The 21,493-nt window shown below is 45.9% G+C and carries 20 protein-coding genes; 12 read left to right on the top strand and 8 right to left on the bottom strand.

Going from position 1 to position 21,493, the window contains the following annotated elements; genetic code table 11:
• Nucleotides 1–483 precede the first annotated feature (483 nt).
• The 7 genes from larB to BLQ17_RS17370 all read right to left on the bottom strand — a co-directional run bounded on the left by larB (nt 484) and on the right by BLQ17_RS17370 (nt 7,295).
• Nucleotides 484–1,149 carry a nickel pincer cofactor biosynthesis protein LarB gene (gene larB / locus BLQ17_RS17340; RefSeq protein WP_092225149.1) on the bottom strand — a complete coding sequence of 222 codons (666 nt, stop codon included), beginning with the start codon at nt 1,147–1,149 and terminating at the stop codon, nt 484–486.
• A gap of 226 nt (nt 1,150–1,375) precedes the next feature.
• Nucleotides 1,376–2,665 (bottom strand): nickel-dependent lactate racemase family protein, encoded by a 1,290-nt coding sequence (locus BLQ17_RS17345; protein WP_218121829.1) that lies wholly within the window; start codon nt 2,663–2,665, stop codon nt 1,376–1,378.
• 62 nt (nt 2,666–2,727) lie between these two features.
• Entirely contained in the window at nt 2,728–3,135 is a 408-nt protein-coding gene (locus tag BLQ17_RS17350; protein ID WP_092225151.1) for an aconitase X swivel domain-containing protein, read from the bottom strand.
• Nucleotides 3,135–4,352 (bottom strand): aconitase X catalytic domain-containing protein, encoded by a 1,218-nt coding sequence (locus BLQ17_RS17355; protein ID WP_092225225.1) that lies wholly within the window; start codon nt 4,350–4,352, stop codon nt 3,135–3,137. The genes BLQ17_RS17350 and BLQ17_RS17355 overlap by 1 nt, the downstream gene beginning before the upstream one ends.
• 76 nt (nt 4,353–4,428) lie before the next feature.
• The gene (locus BLQ17_RS17360; RefSeq protein ID WP_092225153.1) at nt 4,429–5,706 is read right to left on the bottom strand and encodes a TRAP transporter large permease; all 1,278 of its coding nucleotides are present in this window, start codon (nt 5,704–5,706) and stop codon (nt 4,429–4,431) included.
• A gap of 1 nt (nt 5,707) precedes the next feature.
• Complete coding sequence (locus BLQ17_RS17365) at nt 5,708–6,202, bottom strand: TRAP transporter small permease (protein ID WP_092225155.1); 495 nt, start codon at nt 6,200–6,202, stop codon at nt 5,708–5,710.
• 94 nt (nt 6,203–6,296) lie between these two features.
• Nucleotides 6,297–7,295: a DctP family TRAP transporter solute-binding subunit gene (locus BLQ17_RS17370; protein ID WP_092225157.1), complete on the bottom strand. Its 999-nt coding sequence runs from the start codon at nt 7,293–7,295 to the stop codon at nt 6,297–6,299.
• A 747-nt stretch (nt 7,296–8,042) separates the two neighbouring features.
• Between BLQ17_RS17370 and BLQ17_RS17380 the strand changes: the two genes are divergently transcribed.
• Nucleotides 8,043–8,687 (top strand): GntR family transcriptional regulator, encoded by a 645-nt coding sequence (locus tag BLQ17_RS17380; RefSeq protein WP_092225161.1) that lies wholly within the window; start codon nt 8,043–8,045, stop codon nt 8,685–8,687.
• A gap of 449 nt (nt 8,688–9,136) precedes the next feature.
• On the opposite strand, the gene hutC is transcribed toward BLQ17_RS17380, so the two are convergent.
• Nucleotides 9,137–9,865, bottom strand: coding sequence for a histidine utilization repressor (gene hutC / locus BLQ17_RS17385; protein ID WP_092225163.1), 729 nt, complete (start codon nt 9,863–9,865; stop codon nt 9,137–9,139).
• Between the two features lie 387 nt (nt 9,866–10,252).
• Between hutC and BLQ17_RS17390 the strand changes: the two genes are divergently transcribed.
• The 11 genes from BLQ17_RS17390 (at nt 10,253) to BLQ17_RS17440 (ending at nt 21,479) form a co-directional block, all read left to right on the top strand.
• Nucleotides 10,253–11,995, top strand: a complete 1,743-nt coding sequence (locus tag BLQ17_RS17390) for a urocanate hydratase (protein WP_092225165.1) — start codon at nt 10,253–10,255, stop codon at nt 11,993–11,995.
• A gap of 113 nt (nt 11,996–12,108) precedes the next feature.
• The gene (locus BLQ17_RS17395; protein WP_092225167.1) at nt 12,109–12,696 is read left to right on the top strand and encodes a cyclodeaminase/cyclohydrolase family protein; all 588 of its coding nucleotides are present in this window, start codon (nt 12,109–12,111) and stop codon (nt 12,694–12,696) included.
• Nucleotides 12,693–13,589, top strand: a complete 897-nt coding sequence (gene ftcD / locus BLQ17_RS17400) for a glutamate formimidoyltransferase (protein ID WP_092225169.1) — start codon at nt 12,693–12,695, stop codon at nt 13,587–13,589. Before BLQ17_RS17395 ends, ftcD begins: the two co-directional genes overlap by 4 nt.
• Nucleotides 13,590–13,593: 4 nt before the next feature.
• Nucleotides 13,594–14,889, top strand: a complete 1,296-nt coding sequence (gene hutI / locus BLQ17_RS17405; protein WP_176761290.1) for an imidazolonepropionase — start codon at nt 13,594–13,596, stop codon at nt 14,887–14,889.
• Between the two features lie 133 nt (nt 14,890–15,022).
• Nucleotides 15,023–16,168: an ABC transporter substrate-binding protein gene (locus BLQ17_RS17410; RefSeq protein ID WP_218121830.1), complete on the top strand. Its 1,146-nt coding sequence runs from the start codon at nt 15,023–15,025 to the stop codon at nt 16,166–16,168.
• Nucleotides 16,169–16,186: 18 nt separating this feature from the next.
• Nucleotides 16,187–17,047 (top strand): branched-chain amino acid ABC transporter permease, encoded by an 861-nt coding sequence (locus BLQ17_RS17415; RefSeq protein ID WP_092225173.1) that lies wholly within the window; start codon nt 16,187–16,189, stop codon nt 17,045–17,047.
• Nucleotides 17,048–17,050: 3 nt separating this feature from the next.
• Complete coding sequence (locus BLQ17_RS17420; protein ID WP_092225175.1) at nt 17,051–17,896, top strand: branched-chain amino acid ABC transporter permease; 846 nt, start codon at nt 17,051–17,053, stop codon at nt 17,894–17,896.
• A 1-nt stretch (nt 17,897) separates the two neighbouring features.
• Complete coding sequence (locus BLQ17_RS17425; RefSeq protein ID WP_092225177.1) at nt 17,898–18,641, top strand: ABC transporter ATP-binding protein; 744 nt, start codon at nt 17,898–17,900, stop codon at nt 18,639–18,641.
• 4 nt (nt 18,642–18,645) lie between these two features.
• Complete coding sequence (locus BLQ17_RS17430) at nt 18,646–19,359, top strand: ABC transporter ATP-binding protein (RefSeq protein ID WP_218121831.1); 714 nt, start codon at nt 18,646–18,648, stop codon at nt 19,357–19,359.
• Between the two features lie 357 nt (nt 19,360–19,716).
• Nucleotides 19,717–20,445 (top strand): GntR family transcriptional regulator, encoded by a 729-nt coding sequence (locus BLQ17_RS17435; protein ID WP_176761291.1) that lies wholly within the window; start codon nt 19,717–19,719, stop codon nt 20,443–20,445.
• A 65-nt stretch (nt 20,446–20,510) separates the two neighbouring features.
• Nucleotides 20,511–21,479 (top strand): aminopeptidase, encoded by a 969-nt coding sequence (locus BLQ17_RS17440; protein ID WP_092225231.1) that lies wholly within the window; start codon nt 20,511–20,513, stop codon nt 21,477–21,479.
• Nucleotides 21,480–21,493: the final 14 nt, after the last annotated feature.

Raw genomic sequence — 21,493 nt, forward strand, 5'->3', positions numbered from 1 at the left:
CGGGATGTTCTGGAAATCCCGCCGAATCACTGCAAGAAGAGAATCTGCGTTGAGGTGTTTTCTCACTTTTCTGCCAGATGCTATTGTCGGGGGTAAAGCTTTGCTCGTTTGGTATGCTGATACTTTCATCGCGTCTCCAATGTATGGGCTTGATATCACATAGAAAACGCGCGACACTTCTTTGTAGGTTTGTCAAGAAAAAAGTGTCATGCTAAAAAATATTTTTCACATTATTTCAATAGATTAAGTTCATACTTCATATTAAATGTTTACGAAAGATGATTTTACCGAATGGCGCAATTTCAATGACTTAGACTTACATCGGGAATAGCTGACTGAGCGCCAACCCCATGGCACGCTCCAATTGGCGACCGCCGAGATTGATTACAGCCGAAGAGGAACATGAAAAGATATTTACCGGCTAACTTGGAAAATGCGGTGTCGATTTCTTTGATTACTACCTGTTTCACATTACCGCAGGTATTATTTAATGGCGCACAACCCGTTAACTATTCGGGCCGCTGCGCAGGCGGCGCCATAACCATTATCAATATTCATTATGGTAACTCCAGGGGCACAGCTCGAAAGCATGCTTGCCAGCGCAGCCTTACCTTTTGCTGCGACACCGTATCCCACTGATGTTGGAACACCAATAATGGGTCTGGAAGTAAGTCCTCCGATGACGCTCAATAATGCTGCATCCAAACCAGCGACGACGATAACCGCATCTGCCGTATTGATTTCATCCAACCGTTCCGTAAGTCGCCATAATCCTGCAACGCCACAATCTTCATATATATCGTTTGCGATTCCAAGATACGTAATCGTTCGGGCCGCCTCCCAGGCGACAGGACCATCGGATGTTCCCGCAGAAACAATGGCGATCCGTCCTGTAGATCTGGCTGGCATCGTATCTCCAAAAGCAGTTCGAGACAGGGGGTGGTAATCGTATCCGGCTCTGACTTTTTCGGGAGCCAGAGCGAATTGCTCTGCGCTCAATCGTGTAAATAGAATTGGGTGTTTCGAGCCATTACTGAACCTGTTCAGTAAATCTGTTATCGCCTCGTCTGATTTACCTTCGCAAAATACTGCTTCTGGCAAGCCGATTCGCGCAGCACGTCCATGATCAAATAAAATGCCGTTATTCACGTTAGTTATACTCTGAAAATAATGTTCTCAAAGGAGAAGGATCAGCACCTCGGATGTTAAAGGGGGTACAGGTTCGAGATACAGCTCCTTCAGTAAATTATTATTAATGGAAACGGAGGTAAAAATTAGCGTCGAAAAAATATACACCTGAGCTGAACTTGATCTGACAAAAACCATGTCAAAACTAGTGTTTGTCAGATCTGATCTCAACTTCTACATATTGTCATTATTTCGCCAGTACAGGCAAAACGTCCCCCCCTCGAGGCAAAATGCCAATCGTCGCGGTCGGCATCTGCTTTAAGGCGTAATCTAATGCACTCTGGACGCTTGCACACCGTTTGTACCCAAGAACTTCAAGATCAAAATCTGTAAGACCGTGCGACACCGCCAGTATTGATGCTCTTTCTCTTGCTCTCGAGTTACAGGTAGCCAGCACTGCGGAGATTAAGTCCACAGATTTATCATCAACAGGGGCATTCTTGGCTTTCTCCAAAATCTCCCTGTGGCTCATTTTCAGCCAGTCATGAAACCTCGGATGATTTTGCGCAAACCCCTCATGACAGGGACTTGCGAAAATAATAAATCCACCTGGCTTAACAGCAAAGTATGCTGAGGTAACACCTTTGAGAGCCTGCCAAAAATCCAGGTCGGCGGGATACGAACTTACCACTACTATATCCGCCAATTCTTTCATTTGGACAGAGAACGCATCCCGCGATACGCGCGCACCCAAACGATGCGCCTCAACAAAGTCACCAGCCACAACGTCAATCACTTCACCACGGTAATTTTTCACTGTGTTGATGATAAACTTAAGACCGGCACGACGAGCCACTTCCTCCATTCCTAACCGGCACGGGTTATCGACTACACCTAGAGGTATTTCATCGAGCATTGCTGCGGAGATGTGTGTCGCAGCTGTTGTTGGGTAACCACATATCCCCGGTTGAAATATCTTGGCACCTCCGGAATAACCCGCATCTGAATGAGGAACAATGTTGCCAATTCCAATGATAAAATCGAAATCAGCAATCTTGCGGTTAATCTGGACCGGGATTTCAATACCAGCTATGTGAACAGATGGCATCGTCATCAGGCTGCTCTCATCCTTGTAATCGTGCTGGTTAATCTTCAGCCTTTTTATTAGATCCGGACCTACCTTTTCCAATAGCTCATCGTCCGTCAGGATCCGGTGGGATCCCGGTGCCGTCAGAATTTCAATCTGTTCCTGTCTTAATCCCAGATCGACCAAATAATCGACTAATACAGGAAGAATAGTGCTGACCGGTGTTGTTCGCGTCGCATCCTCAATCAGTATCAATACGCGATCCGAAGAAGACACCATATCCCTGACAGGCGCACAACCTATGGGATCATCCAGACGTGCCCGTAAAGTATCTTGCAGATTTTCAAGAGGTGCGGTCTCCTTCATGCTTCCATCAAATACCACACGATTTCTCTCGACCTCAAATTCTATTGTTTTATCGTCACCATACGGGATCGTCATTTTTTGCATGACTTCTCTCCTTTTGATCAAAAATCAACACATGTAGTGTCGTGTTGTTATGAGTTTATGCTTTATTTTTTGATCTCCAGAACTCCGTTTGTTGCATCCAGCACAATCGTGTCTCCGTCTATGATCTGGGCGTAGAACTCGGGATCAACTTCATGCACCATCGGCACCTCGAATATGATCGCGCTGGATACCAATACGGGATCAGCATGCTCGATAATCATGCCAAGAGGACTATTTCCGTGTTGAGACAGTTTATAGATACCGTCAGCCTGCACAACGGAGCTACCCTTTCCAGAAGGCATGATGAGAACCTTCCCGGCGACATTACGCCCCTCAAGATCATGGTTGCGTTCGACAACCGTTCCGCTCTCAGGCTCAACAAGGTAATAGCATAACGCGTCTTTTGAAATTATAACTTTACCTTCGACACAACCTTTAGATATTTTTTTGCATTTGAACTTAGTACCCATTATTGCAATACCTCCCCTACAATAGCAGCCTCAACACATTCTTCAATCGGCCGAATAATAAATTTAATTCCCCGAATTTCGTTATAGTAAGCACACTTAGGAGAATCCGTCACACCTACTTTTCCATAGTATGGTTGCCAACATGGCGGGACATCTATGCAAGTGTCGGCCACAATATGGCCTCCTGCTCGCTGAATGATATCCAAATAGCCCATCCGCTCAGCAAGCTCTTTAGTAAGGGAACTCGTCAGCACCCAGAAATCCACAGCAAAGCGTCTCTCAGCGATAGTTTTAGCTATCGTCTCCACCTGGGTGATGGTCAGATGTGGACAGCCGAACATTGCAAAATCTATTTTTTCACCTTTACGACACAGTCGATCGCGGGTCCGTGCTATATCGTCGTTTGTGACCTTAATTCTGTGCTTGACTTTATTGGCGCCGAAAGCGGCTTCTAAAGTCGGAGCTTCTGGCGTGACCCCCACAATATGGTACATAGATACCGCCCCAGATGTGTTCAGCTGTGCCCCAAAATTCATAAAACCGGCCGGTGTTGGTCTCGCCTTGATTCCTGTAAAAACTGGGATTTCTAGGCCTTTATACAATTCCGGATAGCACCAGCCGAGCAACTGGTAATCAAAATCTGTTTCTATATCTGCTTCTACCTCTACCAATATTTCCCCGTAACGGTGTTCATCGAGTAACAGGCCATATTCTGGCACTAAACCGGTAACAGCAGCACAAAGAGCGCTCTGGCTGGATTCACGGTTGGAGCGCGCCCCTAAAACCGAATTTACATAAGGAGTTGCGCTCGACTCAGAGAAAGCAATTACCTCTCCCATTCCCGGTACATTTTGTTGCAAATATGGTGTGCAATCAAACGTCAAGGTAGCCCCAATTTTTTGATAAGCTGCGTTCGTTGCTGATACGATATCGACACCAGCTTTTGGTATTTCGAACAAGTGCTGGTTCAGATATTTCAAATCTATACTTGGATTTACCGTTGGTGATACTTTACACGTTGCCCCAAGTGATAGCATCTTCTCCACGAACCAAAGGTCCGCATCCTGAGAGCTTAATGCCACATGTGCTCTCGTTATAGGCACCATTCTTTTAGCATCAAAAGTTTCCCCTATAGCCGTTTGAATCTCCATAGCTTTGGCAACACCCTCTCCATAACGGCCCTCCAACATATCTTTATGTTCAGGTTTCAAATTCACGTCAGAATCTCCACTATTTAATTTTATTTTCCAGCCCCGAAGCACGATTCTGCTTTAAGGATGGAATCTATTTAAATTACCACAGCTTAACCAAGAACATCGTGGCTGCAGAATTATAGGTTATGATTATCAACACCAGAGCCAATGCAGCTAGGAAGGAAGTCATATATTTCATCATACTTCCGATAGAAACATTACCTACTGCCGACGCTACAAAAAGGTTAATTCCGTAAGGCGGCGTTACAAATCCGATGGCGAGATTCAGCGTCAACATTACTCCGAAAGTTACAGGGGTCATACCTAGTTTGGTGACAATCGGCAGTAATATTGGTGAAAGAATAATAGTAGCCGGGATGTTGTCGATCAGGCACCCCACTATTAAAAGAAAGAGATTGATAACTAAAAGCAGCACATATTTGTTAGATGTCATTTCCAACATCGCTGCAGCAATACTGCCAGGGATTTGCTGGATGGTTAAATATCCGGCGAAAGCCATTGAAAAACCAACCATAAACGTCGTGATACCGTTAATCACGATAGTATCGAAAAGAGACTGATAAAGTTTCTTCCAAGTTAATTCTTTATAGATAAAAAAGCCGACAAACGTAGAATAAACAACCGCTACAACAGCAGCTTCCGTCGGAGTGAAAATACCGGCATAAATCCCTCCCAGCACGATTACAGGTGCCAGAATCGCCCAGAATGCTTCTTTAAAAGACACCCAGACCTCTTTTCCTGTAGGGAAATGTTCTGTACCGCTGTACCCATGCTTTTTGGAAAGCAGGTAGGAAGTCACCAACAGCGCTATACCCATCATAACCCCCGGTATCAGACCTGCTATAAAGAGATCAGTTATTGAGGTACCTGCAACCACGCCGTAAATGACTAATGGAATGCTTGGAGGTATAATGACCCCAATGGTGCCCGCTGCAGCTGTGAGGGATGCGGCGAAACTGGCTTCATAGTTTTTTTCCTTCATTGCTGGAATCATAAAACTTCCGATGGCTGAAACGGTCGCCATAGCTGAACCGGAGATAGCAGCAAAAAACATGCAGGATACAGTGGTTACCATAGCCAGCCCACCCGTAAAATAGCCGAAAACCATGTTTGCAAAGTTGAGCAAACGTTTTGCGACACCTCCCGTACTCATGAGGCTCCCCGCTAATATAAAAAATGGAATAGCCATCAACGGAAAGGAATCACATCCAGCCACAGCATTTTGAGAAATCATTACAAGTGGAATGTCAGTGAAAATAAAAAGTGTTAGCGTAGTAGCTAATCCAATGGCATAACCAATAGGCACACTGATTAAGATCAAGAATATAAAAGAACCAAACAAGAAAAATACTTCCATGTTATATTCCTCCTAAATGTTTTTTCGCCGGAGTATTCACCAACTCAATCAATTGGTCCACTATGTACAAGCAAGTGACCGCAGAGCTGAATGGAAGTGACATATAAACAATGCTGAGAGGAATACTAAGAGCACTTGAAACCGCGTTTCTTGATGCGATCTTCATTGACAGATGATATCCGTTTACAACGAGAAAAATACAGAAGGCCAGCAAAATAAATAACGCAAAAGCACTCATCCAGCGCCTTGCAGCAGCATTTAACCGAGCAGTCAGCATCTCAACACAGATTTGTCTTTTCAAGCGAATACCAACGCTGGCTCCTAACCAAATTTGCCAAATGAAGATATAGCGCGCTAATTCCTCACTCCACGACAATGAATTGTTAAAAACATATCTCATTACTACCTGAACGAAGATCAAAACTACAGTAACGACCAAACTAGCTACAAGGATATTTTCCTCTAGTTTGCTATAAGCTCGAAGTAATTTTCTCATTTCAGAACTCCTTTTGCTTCAACACTTAAGGACACCAGAGTCAGGGCGGGTAGCCGTCTCAACAGTGAACTGTTTTAAAGAAAATTTACAGATCTTACATTTTCAGTAGGTCAAACCACTCTTGTCCAAATTTTCCTTGGTATTTTTCATGCATTGGTTTTAGAGCATCCATGAATTTATTCATGTTCCCTGGGGTGATCTCATTGACTTCCATTCCGGTTTCAACCAATTTGGCAACAGTTTCAATATTGTCATTGATTTCATCTGCTCGCTGTTGGGTTACCAGGTACTTTTCAGCTCCAGATAACACAACTTTTTGCTGATCGTTGGAAAGATTGTCAAAGAAGTCTGCATTGATGAGGTTGGCAATATAAGATTGCACGTGGTTGGTGAGGCTGTAGTATTTTTGAACCTCATTGAACCTGGATGCATACACAAGCGCTGGAGCGTTTTCCTGCCCGTCGATTGTACCCTGCTGAAGGCCAGTAAAAACCTCCCCAAAACTCATTGGAGTTGGATTGGCGCCGAGATATTTGAACATGTCTATAAAAACCGGACTTTCCATAACGCGCATTTTTATGCCTTTAAGATCGGCAGGTTCAGTGATAGGACGAACGTTGTTCGACATGCAGCGTGCACCGTTATAGCTATATCCCAGATTTTTTATTCCAACCGACATTAGTATGTTATCTAACTTAGAGCCAAGCTCACCATCCAACGCATTAAACCCAGCGTAGACATCCGCAAAGATAAACGGCAGATCTAGAAGTCCAAAAACAGGATCATACGCGGTCAGAACCGCAGTCGATGGGATAGCTACCTGGATTGTCCCAAGCGCAACAGCCTCAGTCAATTGAAGGTCACCACCAAGTTGTCCGTTCGGGAATATTTGAACATCTATGCTGCCTCCGGATTCCGCCTCAACATAGTTTTCAAATGCAACGCAGGCTCTGTGGACAGCTGTAGCTTCTGAAACAATATGTCCGATTTTAATAACTTTCTTCTTCTCTGCGCGTGCTTCACCTTGGTGATAACCGAGTGACATAGTCAGAATCAGAATGAACATCAAAAACGGTATAACTGCTCTTTTCATAGAATCTTCCTCCTGCTATAAAAGTTTAATGGACTACCCACCTGATCGCTTAATTTGTTTTTATTTCAACATATTGCCATATCACCTTGTGTGTAATGATCAATCTCCGATTAGTAATTTAAAATTTTTTTCCGCGACTTTTAAGTCCCCAATCAGCCTTTGATTGCAGCCCTGACGTACCTTCCAACAGCCTAGGGCTGGCTGTATCTTGCCGACCACAAGGACCTCTACACCGGTAAAACCATCGGCTACGCGATGGATGGGAAAGAGAATGACGAAAAGCCTGGTCACTCAATCCCTTTTGCATGGCGCAACTGCCATGACAACGCTCTCCATTGACAACCAACCTCATTGTTCATTTTTCCGGCTTCATGCACTGTTTTAAGTTCACTCCCACGGGCACTAAAACGCTTGATATCATCACTGTGCTAAACAACGAAAAGTCAATCTGATTTGTTGTTGATATATCACTAATAAATCTGTTCTATCATTGCTGATGTATTTTGTCAACATCAATGATTATCTTTTTTCTTTTGGATTCTCTCTATTTTTTACAGAAAATTGATAAACCATGAGGACTAATTAACTATTCATGTTTTGCCATATTTTTAAATAGTTAAATATGATATGGTGTTATTGCGTGAACAGACTTGCCAGTAATGATTATTTTGTGATATATCTATTTGGAATTTTATATTGCGTTTCTATTACAAAACAACATTCAATGACGGCACAGCACAGGTAGCCATGGCAAACCCAAAACCCAAAGATAAAGTTTATGAAAATTTACAGTACCGGATCATTACAAACAGTTTGAAACCCGGAGACATGTTAAATGAAAAAGACCTGGTCGAACACTACAGGATAGGAAGAACGCCTCTGAGGGAAGTTCTTCTTCAATTACAGACCGAGAATCTTTTGCAGATTATCCCACGAGTAGGAATCATTGTCGCTCAGATTGACATCCAGCAGATCAAGGATATCATAGAAATGCGCAGGGAGTTGGAGGGGTTGGCTGGCCAGATGGCCGCAGAAAGAGTCACAGGCGAGCAACTGGAGGAGCTCAAGAATATTTACCAAAAATTGAAAAAGTGCCTGGCGTCTGAAAACCAAGATGTTGAGAAACTAGCTCAATACGACCAGAACTTTCACCATAAACTCTATGAGGCGACACAGAACAAAACGCTAAAATCGACACTTCTTTCATTAAACCGGACGACATCCAGATTCTGGTACCACATCGCATATCAGAACAATGATTTGTCGTACCAATTTGAGGACCTTGAGACAATTCTAGAATATGTTGAAAAGCGTGATGCGACAAATGCTCGTAAAGCTCTAACAAATCACCTTGATCGTGTAGTCACTAAGATGAAAAACCATTTGTTTTAGCCCTGTTAAAAGATAAATAGTGCCAAATCTTTTTTGCATTTTTGATTGTGTCCGAACCTGTAAAAAATTTTGTGTAAATAGACTTATGGACCGACTCCCCGTCGCCATATTGCGCCAGCTCCGCCAATTACGCCAATTGCTTGTATTTACATGGACTGCATTATTGGGGAGTGTAACTGTATAGTGTCTTTTTGATTATGCGTTTTTTGCAAAACAACGGTGCACTGACAATTCCAAAATCACACTTCTTGTCAATAAAATTTCAGATAGTGGTCGTGGGTGGGACAGATAGTGGTAATGTCGAAACATCACTGGCAACTGGGGTAGGTTGAAAAATGTGAACACCAAATCGCTATTTTTAAAAGCGAAAACCAAGGAGCTTGTACATTGGAGACATCAGAAAAAGACCTGGAAAACCAATGAGAAACGCAGGCGATGTCTGAGCCGACTTAGTGCATGATCCTGGAACCAGTGTCTTTGGGGGAAAACCGGCTGGACGGGGTGAACCGGGAAGCTGGGTGGAGCAACCTTGCATAATTGACGATCATATTTTTTGACCACGTCCTGCGGTGGATGATTAGACAGGCCTCATCGTTCTCGATCTGGAGGATGGAGCGGGTTGCTTCATCGGGTATGATGGCCTCTATAATATGCTCTGCTTCTGTCAAGGGACCTAAAGAAAAGAGATATTCACTAGGAGAGATGGTTTGAAAATTCTGCTCCAGGTAGTTGGGGGCAAATTTGGGATTGATATAGCGCTCGGCCAGTTCAATGGGAATGCCTGACATGTAGTGCACGATGCGTGAGAAAAAAACTTGGCTTCCTTTTTTTATTTCCAGCTGCTGGCTGATATAAGTATCGGCCTTCATCGCTTCAAGGGTGATTACCTCGCAGGAGTGAGTCCCCCCTTTATCCGCAATTTCATCAGCAATGTTTTTGATTTCCATTAAAGCGTATCTGGTCTTCTTGTCGGCAACAAAAGTGCCTAGCCCTTGAATACGGGTCAGGTAGCCCTCCGTGGTAAGCTCTTTGAGGGCACGGTTCACCGTGCTCCGGGATATGCTCAACAGTTTGACCAGATCAAATTCGGACGGGATCTTGTCGTTTGGCATCCATTTGCCCGATTCAATGTTTGAGAGTACATGGCTTTTGACTTTTTGCAATTGGGACTGGATCATACCGATTAAAGACCTTTGGACCTTACTCCTTTAAATATAAGTGTTAGCTATATAGGCTCAGTAAAACGGATGAGCTGATTGCAGCTTCCTTTTACTGATCCTATCAATACCTTATCCTATAGGCAATGTAAACCCCATGGTTGCCGGTAGAGGTGAAACCGCTGGAACAATTATTTTCCCCTCAGCCTTCTAGCCTTCCATCCTAAAAAAAACGGAATTTCGATATTTTCTCTTGACTTAATTTTGAAAAGATGATTTTAATTTGAAACAAGATGAAACAAGTTGGCACAAGCTGAAGCAAGTTCTCCGGGCCCGGAGGGAATAAAGCCAATATAACCCAAAATCCCAAATGCCAGGGATCAGCTAATATCAAGAGAGGTAGTAAACATGAACAACGAAATTCTCTACGAAGTCAAGGCGCAGAGAGGCGACACCTTAAGATGCAAAGGGTGGAAACAGGAAACCATCTTAAGAATGCTCGAAAATAATATGGAAAATGCCGAAGCCCCTGAATACTTGGTTGTTTACGGCGGTATCGGCAAGTGTGCCAGGAATTGGGAATCGTATCACGCAATTGTCAAATCGCTCAAAGAACTGGAAGATGACGAAACCTTGGTGGTACAGTCCGGCATGCCAGTTGCCATTTTTAAAACCCATAAATTTGCCCCTACTGTGGTTATGGCAACAACCAACATCATGAAAGCCGACTGGCCCACTTTTTACGATCTTCAGGAAAAAAACCTGACAATCTTTGCCCAGTACACTGCTGCTCCTTGGGAGTATATCGGAACTCAGGGTGTGATCCAGGGGACATTTGAAACATTGGGGGCCATTGCTGACCGCCACTATGGTGGTGACATGAAAGGAAAAATCCTTTTATCTGCCGGTATGGGCGGTATGGGAGCCAACCAGCCGAGGGCTATGACCATGCACGGCGGCGTAGCAATCATCGTAGATGTTCAGGAAGACATCATCGACAAGCGCATTAAAATCGGATTTGCCGATGTAAAAGCCGGTTCTATCGAAGAGGCCATAGAAATGGCAAAAGCTGCAGCTGCTCAAGAAAAACCACTTGGAATCTGCGTGGCGGGAAATGCAGCAGACCTGTTCCGGAAAGCCTACGATCTCGGGTTTGTCCCAGATGTGGTGACGGAAATGTGCCCCTGCCATGATCCCCTGTCCTATATTCCCATGGGGATGGATGCCCGCCAGGCCGATGAACTCCGGAGAAGGGACCGCGAAGAATATGTCGAGCAGGCCAGAAAATCCATGGTGACCCAGTTGACCACAATGAATGCCTTCTCCCAAAAAGAAGGCTGCCATGTGTTTGAATATGGCACCTCCATCAGAAAAGAATGCAGAGATGCAGGAATGTCAGAAGAAGAGGCAATGACAATTCCCGGGTTTGTGGCCGAATACATCCGGCCCCTGTTCTGTGAAGGACGGGGACCGTTCCGGTGGACCTGTATGTCCGGCGATGCAAATGACCTGTCGGTTCTGGATGATCTGGTACTGGAAATGTTCCCGGAAGACAAACTAACCTGCAAATGGATTAATCTGGCCCGTAAAAATCTGCCCATTGAAGCGTTGCCTGCCAGGGTTTGCTATCTTGGATTCGGCGAGAGAAAGGCCTTTGCACTAAGGGTCAATGAGCTTATTAAAGAAGGAAAAGTAAAAGGGCCCGTTGCATTTTCCAGGGACAACCTTGACTCCGGTTCCATCGTTAACCCAACCTTTGAGTCGGAAAAAATGAAAGACGGTGGAGACCTGATCTCTGACTGGCCAATGCTTAATGCCCTGCTTAACTGTGCAGGTATGTGTGATTTGATCGCCATCCAGGCCAACTATTCTATGGGGGAAGCGGTTCACACAGGGGTTACCATGATCGCCGACGGCACAGATGAATCAACTTTCAGGCTGGAAGCATGCATGACTACCGACTCCGGCATCGGTGTGGTTCGTCATGCACAGGCTGGTTACGAGTCCGCACGGGCGGTAGCAGAAGGTAAAGGACCCTTGACCACAGACAGTATTAAAATCCCGCTTTGGTGGGAGCCTGCAGATAAGGTCACCTTTGGTCCTGGTGGCGGACATCAGCTCAGACGGGCATCTCACTTCAAGGAAGACTAAACAGGCTCCTTGACACAAATCACCTGTAAAGACCACCCAGCCGGGGAATCCTCAATTCCCCGGTTGAACACAACCAAATCCGGCGGTATGCATCGCCTTGAACAGGAAATGAGATGACACAAGAATTGCAGCGAAACATCGACGCCTTTTTAAAGGTACTGGATGCCAATGACTTTACAACCGGTGGCGGCACTGCCTCCTGCATAGCCGGGTCCATGGCAGCCGGCATGGTCGGCATGGTGGCCCAGCTTTCCAGGGGGAAAAAAGATCTGCTGCCCGCCAAAGTTTACGAAGAGATGGCGGACCAGGCCAAGATCCTTCAGAAACAGCTTTTTGATGGCGGGGCGGAGGATACCCTTGCCTTTAAAAAGGTCAGTGATGCATTCAACCTGCCCAAATTCACCGACGATGAGAAAGCCGCACGCAGCCATGCCATCCAACAGGGCCTGGAAGAGGCGGCCCGGGTTCCCATGAGAAATGCCCAATACTGTCTGGCCGTCCATAGGCTGTGTATCAAACTGGCAGAGAAGTACAACACCAACTGCGCATCCGATCTTTACAGTGCAAAGATGTTGGCCCAGACCGGCATTCATGGATGTCTGGCCAATGTGGAGATCAATTTGCCCTCAATTAAAGACAAAGACCTAGTAAGCGAACTGTCTGGCCAGGTGGAAGAGATAAAAGGAAAACTGAATCTATGAAATCTATAATGTGTGTTCCCAATATCAGCGAAGGGATCAATCTTGAGGTAGTGGAAGCCGTGGTGGACCAGGTACGGGAGACCGTCGGAGTGAAACTTCTGGACTATTCATCCGATGCCGACCACAATCGGTCAGTGATCACCTATATCGGTATTCCCGAGGCTGTGTTTCAGGCCACCCAGAAACTGGTGAGAAAGGCGGTCGAACTCATTGACATGAGCATGCAAAAGGGATCCCACCCAAGACAGGGGGCTGTGGATGTAGTGCCTTTTATCCCCATTGACCTTGACGAAAACGAGTCCGTTCAGCTGGCCCATTCCTTTGGTGAGTGGGTGGGCCGCGAGCTGGAAGTACCGGTCTATTTTTATGAGGATGCCGCCAAAAGCCCTGAGAGAAAAAGCCTGGTCAAGGTGCGCAAGGGTCAATATGAGGCCCTGGAGGAGAAACTGAAAGATCCGCGGTGGGCTCCTGATGCAGGCCCTGCGGTCTTTGTCCCTAAAACCGGCTCCATCCAGGTTGCCTCGCGGTTTCCCCTGGTGGCTCTGAATATCAACCTGGCCACGGATAAGGTGGACCTGGCCCAGTCCATTGCCAACAGTGTTCGTCATCTAAACGGTGGGTTCCGCTATGTGAGGGCCATGGGGCTGGCCATTGAGGGAACCGGCCAGGTTCAGGTCTCTATGAACCTTATCCACTACATCAAAACCCCCATCCCCATGGTTATGGAAACGGTAAGGCGCGAGGCTGCCCGCTACGGGGTAAATGTTGTAAAGAGTGAACTTGTGGGGCCGGTACCCATGGGCGCCATGGAACAGGTCATGAGCTACTATCTTCAAGCCCATGACTTTTCCTCGGACCAGATCATCGAAAAATCCCTCATCGGGTGGTCCTGATACCATGGTGGAAATTAACACACCCCCTACAGCGGCCGATCTGGTTATCCAGGGGGCCAGGGAAGTGGTCACTTGTGAGCCAGGTCCTCACAACCCCTTGGGTATTATTTCCGAGGGCGTAGTTGCTGTAGTTGGCGGAAAGATAATGGCTGTGGGCCGGTCGGATGAGGTTCGGGCCCGAATGGATCTCTCCGGGGCACGGATTCTTGATATCAAGGGACAGACTCTGGCTCCTGGATTTGTGGATTGTCATACACATGTTGTCTTTGGCGGTTCCCGCGCCAGGGAGTTTTCCCTGAAGATGACTAAATCAGCGGCTCAGATCGAGGCCATGGGCATTCAAACCGGAATCCCTGCCTCCATCGCCATGACCCGAGCCGCCCATGAAGAGCACATCCTGGCCGATTCCCTGGCAAGGGTACAGCGGATGTTCTGCTGCGGGTCCACCACTATTGAAAGCAAGACCGGCTACGGGATCTCTGTCCGTGACGAAGACAGACTGCTCAAAATCAACTCCCTACTGCAGCTTCGAGCAAAAGCCGACATCGTTTCCACCTTTACAGGTGCTCATGACTTTCCCCCGGAGATTGATCGCAACGATCCGGCAGCCCGGAAAAGATACATGGACCTGCTCATCAATGAGATGATTCCAAAAGCAGGAGATGAGGGGCTGGCAGAATTTTGCGATGTCTATTGCGATGACGGCTATTATACGGCTGAGGAGTCCAGGGTGATTTTAAAGGCCGGTATGGATCACGGACTGGTACCACGGATCCACACAGACGCCTATGCAAACATTGGTGGGAGTACCATGGCGGCGCATTTACCCACCCTCACTGCCGATCACCTCAACTACACCACTAAAGCCGAAATGGCTCTTCTGGCCGAAAACAAGGTCATCGGGGTTGTACTGCCGGCCTTGGATTTTGCCGTGGCCCATCCCGATCCGGTCAAGGCTGCGGATCTCATAGAAGCCGGGGTGACCATCGCCCTGGGCACCAACCTCAATCCAGGCAACTGGACTGAGTCCATGCAGCTGGTCATGCAGCTGGCCTGCCGGAATCACGGCTTGACCCTGGAGCAGGCGATCCTGGCAGCTACCCTGGATGCGGCACGGGCCTTGGGACGGGAGAAACGCATCGGTTCTATTTCCCCCGGTAAAGTGGCCGATCTACAGGTCTGGGACATCACCAGTTTGGAGGATATCATCTATCGTCTGGGGCACAACGCCGTGACTACGGTTATCAAATCAGGAGACATTTTCACAGTTCCCCGACACACTGACCACTTAAATGGTTGATTTTAAATGAAATAAAAGAACAAACAAGAAGAGTACGCATACATATATCATAAGCATTTTTTTATTGGTTTGGGCATCAGCAATTAATAAGGGGGTAGTAAAACAGCAACATTAAATCAGAAGGGAGAACAAAATGAAAAAAATGATGTTAATAGCGACCCTGTGCTTTGTAGTGGCCGGTCTTGGAACCGGATGGGCCGACGATACTATTAAGATCGGGCTCCATGTGCCGCTGACAGGATTTGCCGCTTCCGACGGCAAATCATCGACTTTCGGTGCAGAACTGGCCGTCAAGCAGATCAACGAAGCCGGTGGCGTTCTGGACAAAAAACTGGAGTTGGTGATCTACGATGATCAGGCCAATCCCTCCCAGTCCATCCCCGTGGCCAATAAGCTGATTGGTCAAGACAGGGTTGTGGTCGGTGTTTCCGGATCCTATTCAGGCCCCACCAGGTCCGCGGCAGGAGTGTTCCAGGAAGCCCAAATCCCCTACCTTTCCGCCTATGCCATCCATCCGGACATTACCAGAGCAGGAAACTATGTATTCAGAACCTCTTTTCTCGGGGAGGTTCAGGGCCGGGCAGGTGCCAAACTCATCGGTGAGATTATGGATAAAAAAAGGGTTATCATGATCACTCTGAAAAACGATTTTGGAAAATCTCTGGCTGCAGGGTTCAAGGAAAAAGCTGCTGACTTCGGTATTACAATTGTCAACGAATACGAATATTCGATGAAGGACCGCCAATTCGGCGCTATCGTGGCCAAAGTTAAGGCTGACAATCCCGAAGCCATCTATGCCTCCGGCTACTACTTCACCGCAGGCCCCCTGATCAGTGAGTTGAGGGCGTCAGGCGTCAATGCACCGGTTATAGGTCAGGAAGGTTACGATGGCAGCAAGTTCATCGAAATCGCCGGCAAGGCCGCCGAAGGCGTCATCATTACCACCTCTCTGGACAGGGATTCCAAGGTACCCGAAACCGCCAACTACATTGCCGAGTTTGAAAAACTCGCCGGTTATCCCGCAGATATGGTTTCTGCATCCGTCCATACCGCTGTCAAAATCGCCGCTCAGGCCATGGAAAATGCCAAAAGCACGGATCCTGTCAAAATCAGGGATGCCATTTCCAGGATTTCCATGAAAGCCTCAACCGGCACCATTGAATTCAACGCGTTGGGCGAAGTCCAGAAAAACGTCCAGAACCAGATTGTCAGAGACGGCAAATGGCACCATCATTCCGTTATCGACGATCCCGAACTTCTCGCACCGCCTGAAAAATAAATTAAAGGATGGATTAACGTGCTCTTTATTGAACTTTTCATTCAAGGACTGATCCAAGGATCCACCTATGCCATCATCGCAGTGGGTCTGACGCTTATCTATGGTCTTTTAAGAGTCTTACATGTAGCTCATGCAGGACTTTTTACCCTGGCGGCGTACCTGGGCGTCACCGTGACCAATCAGTTCGGCAGCCTGTCACTTGGCATTGTTGTGGCAACCCTTACCTCAGGGATTGTGGGTGTTGTCATTTACCGGTTGGTTTACGAGCCCATACTCAACAAGCCTCCCTATGTGGCCCTGATCGCCTCCATTGGGCTTTATATCGCCATGGAAGAGCTGTTCCGGCTGATCTTTGGCCCCTTTGGCCTGAGTTTTTCATCCGCTCCCCTGCAGAATGTGGTGGTAATATTCGGCATTCACCTGAGAGCTTGCCAGATCATCACGGTGATCACCAACGTGGTCCTCTTGGGCATCCTGGCCTGGATCGCCCAGAAAACTCGTGTGGGTATCGGGTGGCGGGCCACCGTGGATGACCCTGAAATGTCGGCCAGCTTCGGCATCGACCCGATCCGGGTCCGATACCTTGTCTTTTTCGTCGGGAGCGCTCTGGCCGCAGTGGCCGGGGTGCTCGTGGCCCTGCTCACCAATCTGGTGGAGCCGACCATGGGTGCGGTTCCTTCATATAAATCACTTGCCATCATAGTTCTCGGCGGGCTGGGGAATGTCTTTGGAACCTTAATCGCATCTCTGGCCTTAGGTGTTATAGAAGCTTTTGGTACAATTTACATCGGTGATTTTCTGGACAGGGACGCCATTGCCTTTGCGTTTCTCGTTGTGGTTCTGATGATAAAACCCACCGGTCTTTTCAAGTCGAGGTAACCTATGGGACCATATGAAATAAGTCTTGCTACAGGTGTCGGAATATACGTGATTCTTGCGGTAAGCTTAAATTTGATTACTGGATACTGTGGACAGATAAGCTTAGGACATGCAGCATTTTTCGGAATTGGTGCATATACCGTGGCATTGCTCTCCAAGCTTGGCTGGCCAATGTATTTAACTCTGGCAGCCGGATTGTCAAGTGCAGGAATAATTGGAGTTATAATTGGGTTAACCAGTCTTAGGGTAAAAGAAGATTTTTTAGCAATAGTAACAATGGGAGTTGCCTTTTTATTTGTCGGTATTGTCAGGCAGCAAGAGTTTTTCGGTGGGGAAATGGGTATATCAGGGATCCCCTCACATGGAATGACCAAATTCGCTTACTTGTGTTTTGTGCTTGTTTTTGCCATGCTATCCATTCTTTTTTCCTGGTATGTGAAAAAAGCCTGGATCGGTTTTGCCTTTGATGCGGTTGCTGATGATGAAGGAACAGCAAGAACGCTTGGCCTGGATATAAAATCCTATAAACTGACGGCATTTGCCATGGGCACTTCCATGGCCGGGCTTGCAGGTGGGCTTTATGCTTATTATACACGCTTTATCGTGCCGGAAACTTTTGGTTTTATAGAATCAATCACAATTTTATCGATGGTGGCGGTAGGAGGAATCGGCTCTACATTTGGGGTTGTCTTTGCAACTGTTCTATTGGTTATGATGCCTGAAGTATTTCGGTTTATAAATGATTATAAGCTATTACTGTACGGAGCCCTGCTGTTTGGTGTCATGAGGTTCAAGCCGGAAGGCCTTTCCGGTTTTTACACCCTGCTCACTGGCAACAAGGAGAAATAACATGGCAGCGATACTTTCTGCTGAAGCAGTCACCGTCAGGTTCGGCGGCATTACTGCCCTTAAAGATGTCAGTTTTGAAGTAAAGCAAGGGGAGTTTTTAAGTCTGATTGGCCCCAATGGTGCCGGCAAAACAACACTATTAAAAACAATTACAGGTATTGTAAAGCCGGCGAACGCTTCAATAAAAATCAACGACAGGGAAATTACCAAACTGCCGACACATAGTCGGATAAGACTTGGTCTTGCTTTGACTCATCAAATTGTTAGTCCATTCAAGTCAATGACCGTTTTGCAAAATGTTATGTTCGCCGCCGGTTATAAAAAAGTCAGAAACATTGGTCTTTCAATATTGAATTTCAGTCGGTCATCAGAAAAGAAAGATGCTATGGCTTTCCTTGAAATGGTTGATATCGCCCAATATAAGAATTTTCCGGTGTCAACCATGCCGTTGGGAATTTTAAAAAGACTGGAGGTTGCAAGAGCATTGGCAATAAAGCCGAAAATTCTATTACTTGACGAGCCCCTGGCAGGCCTAAACAGTCAAGAGGCAAGCAGACTTGCTGACACGATCAAGCTGATTTCCCAAAATGGTATGACGACAGTTATGATCGAACACAATTTAAGCGAGGTCTTGAGGATAAGCGACCGGCTTTATGTTTTGGATAACGGCAAGTACCTCGCTTCCGGCAATCCAAAAGAAGTAATGAAACAGCCTGAAGTCAGAACAGCATATCTGGGGAGTTGATTAAATGATGCTTAAGATCAGTAATTTTTGTTGTGGCTATGGGAATATGCAGGTTGTAAACCACCTTGATCTGGAAGTAAAAAAGGGAAGCGTCACTGGGATATTAGGTGCAAATGGCGCAGGAAAATCCTCACTTATAATGGCAATCGCTGGTCATGTGGAAATAAAAAATGGTTCGATTGTTTATAACGGTGAGGATATTACCAGTTGTACGCCCATGGAAAGAGTGTCCAGGGGAATAGCTTTGGTTCCGGAAGGTAGACGTCTTTTTAAGAGTATGAGCGTTTATGAGAACTTGATAATTGGTGGTTACATTACAAGAAAGAAAGATAGTCAGACGAATATGGAAAAAGTTTTCGACATTTTTCCAATACTTGGCGAAAGGATCAGACAAAACGCCGGTTCCTTGTCCGGAGGTGAACAACAGATGTTGGCTATCGGCAGGGCACTTATGACCGATCCAAAAGTATTGATGGTCGACGAGTTGTCACTTGGGCTCATGCCTAAAGCCATTGATATCTGTTACGAAGTAATAGAAAAGCTGAACAGTTTGGATATGACTATCATGCTGGTGGAACAGAGTACCAAAAGGGCGCTTCAGGCATCCGACAACGTAATTGTTTTTGAGTCGGGGAATACGGTTTGGAAAGGGTCCTCCAATGAAGCAAAAAAATCATCAGAGATTATCGATTCAATGCTGGGTTTGCGGAATCATTAATTGAGTTCTTGTCATTCAGCATTGAAATCTGACCCTTTTCCGCTTTGAATATTGACCCCGTTGCGGTATGAAGGCCTGAATATTTTTTATCTTTAAAATCTTTTCATATTAGAAGGTTAAGAGATTTTAAAGGTAAAAGATATTTAAGCCAAAGAAGTCAACCTTGGGTGCTGATTGGGGGTCATATTTCAACGCTGACTGACAGCCTAAGCCAAGGCTCCTAAAGAGATGATCGCCAATAGGATAGTCAATCCCCGTATTTTGATTTTTTCTCTTTACCTGAAATTAATCTTATGCTATGAACTGGTAATGACAACCGTACCAACAGTGTAGCAACTTATTCGGATGAATCCAATAATGGTCAACAAAGAAATAGCCATCCCATATTACCTGCAATTGGCTGATATTATAAGAGATCAAATCAACACAGGTATCTTTCGGCCAAATGATCTTATTCCTTCAGAGAGGGAACTGTGCGAAAAATACAATATAAGCCGTAGCACCGTTAGGCAAACTATCCAGTTGTTGAAGGAAGAAGGTTTATTATCAAAAGAAAAAGGCGTTGGTACTCGTGTAAAGCAACCTGTCTTTGAACAGAATCTTCTAGGACATCACAATCTCGACCTGCAAATGAAAGAGAAAGGGTATCAGGCATCGACTAAGATACTCAAGCACGAGGAATTGACCGGATCAAGCCGGGTCCAGCGTTTGCTGAATCTGAAGATTACGGATCGTCTGCTAAAAATAACCAGGCTGAGAATCGTTGATAACTGTCCGTTTTTTATTGAAAAAATATATATACCTCGCAGTAAGTTTCCGGATATCAAACCGGATGATTTCAATGATACGTATATATTTTTAAAAACAATTGAAAAAGATTACGGAATCGCGCTTGGCCGTATTGATGTGTTTCTTGAGCCTGTTTTGTTAAATGACTACGAACGTCATATTATGGGAATTAAAGAGTCCCCTGCTCCCGGGCTCTTGGTTGAACGGATCTCCAATGACGACGACGGGAGACCCGTAGCTTTGACAAAGCGAGTATTTAGAGGTGATCGCTGCAGGCATATGCTTGTGATTAAATAGAATTTTTTTTTGGACCAGCTGGTACGGACAGGATGACATCCTAACCTTTAAAGATGGAAAATATTATGCAAAATCTACTTATGCTTAAAGGTGCTAAAACTTTGGTAGATATATGTACCAAAGTGCAGCCGAACGAGAGTGTGTTGATCGTAACGGACATGAACAAGACCAGTATTGCAGAAACAATTGCTGCTATTGTTCTTGACCGTGGTGCAGAGCCGATGATCATTGTCATGAGGCCAAGGGACAGAGCAGGACAGGAGCCTCCCGACGCTATTGCTGAAGCTATGAAAGCCGCGGATGTAGTTTTCATACCCGTTGGCTACTCAATAACTCACACACATGCTGTCAAAAATGCTGCCGCTGCCAAGAGTCGAATTATCGTTATGACTGACTTTACAGAAGAAATGATGATTCATGGTGGTTTAGAAGCGGATTTTGAATCAATTAAACCCATTTGTGTTGGGGTTGCTCAAAAATTTGAACGCGGCAATACCATACACCTTACTTCGCCAGGAGGCACTGATTTGACCATGGACATAACAGGGCGAAGAGGAAATGCTCTTTATTGCATGGTTGAACCAGGGGAATTTTCTACGGTTCCAACAGTTGAAGCTAACGTTTCGCCGGTTGAAGGAAGTGCCAATGGTCGTATTGTTGCCGATGCAAGTATTCCCTATCTCGGGATAGGCATACTCACCGAACCGGTCATCGTGGATGTAAATGATGGTTTCATTACAAGCATTGATGGTGGCAGACAGGCGGCAATCTTACGGGAGAACCTTGCCAACCAGAACGATCCAAACGTTTATAACATTGCTGAAATAGGTACGGGGTTGAACCCTAATTGCAGGATGTGCGGGTTAATGCTTGAGGATGAAGGAGTTATCTCAACGTGCCATATCGGCATAGGTACCAGCATTACCTTGGGCGGTACAGTCAAGGCGGCTGTCCATTATGATCTACTGATGTGGGAGCCGAAGATACAAGTTGATGGAGTAGCTGTTATCAATGGCAAAGAAGTGTTGATCTAAAATCAGAGGAGGTA

Source organism: Desulforhopalus singaporensis (assembly GCF_900104445.1).
Lineage (GTDB): Bacteria > Desulfobacterota > Desulfobulbia > Desulfobulbales > Desulfocapsaceae > Desulforhopalus_A > Desulforhopalus_A singaporensis.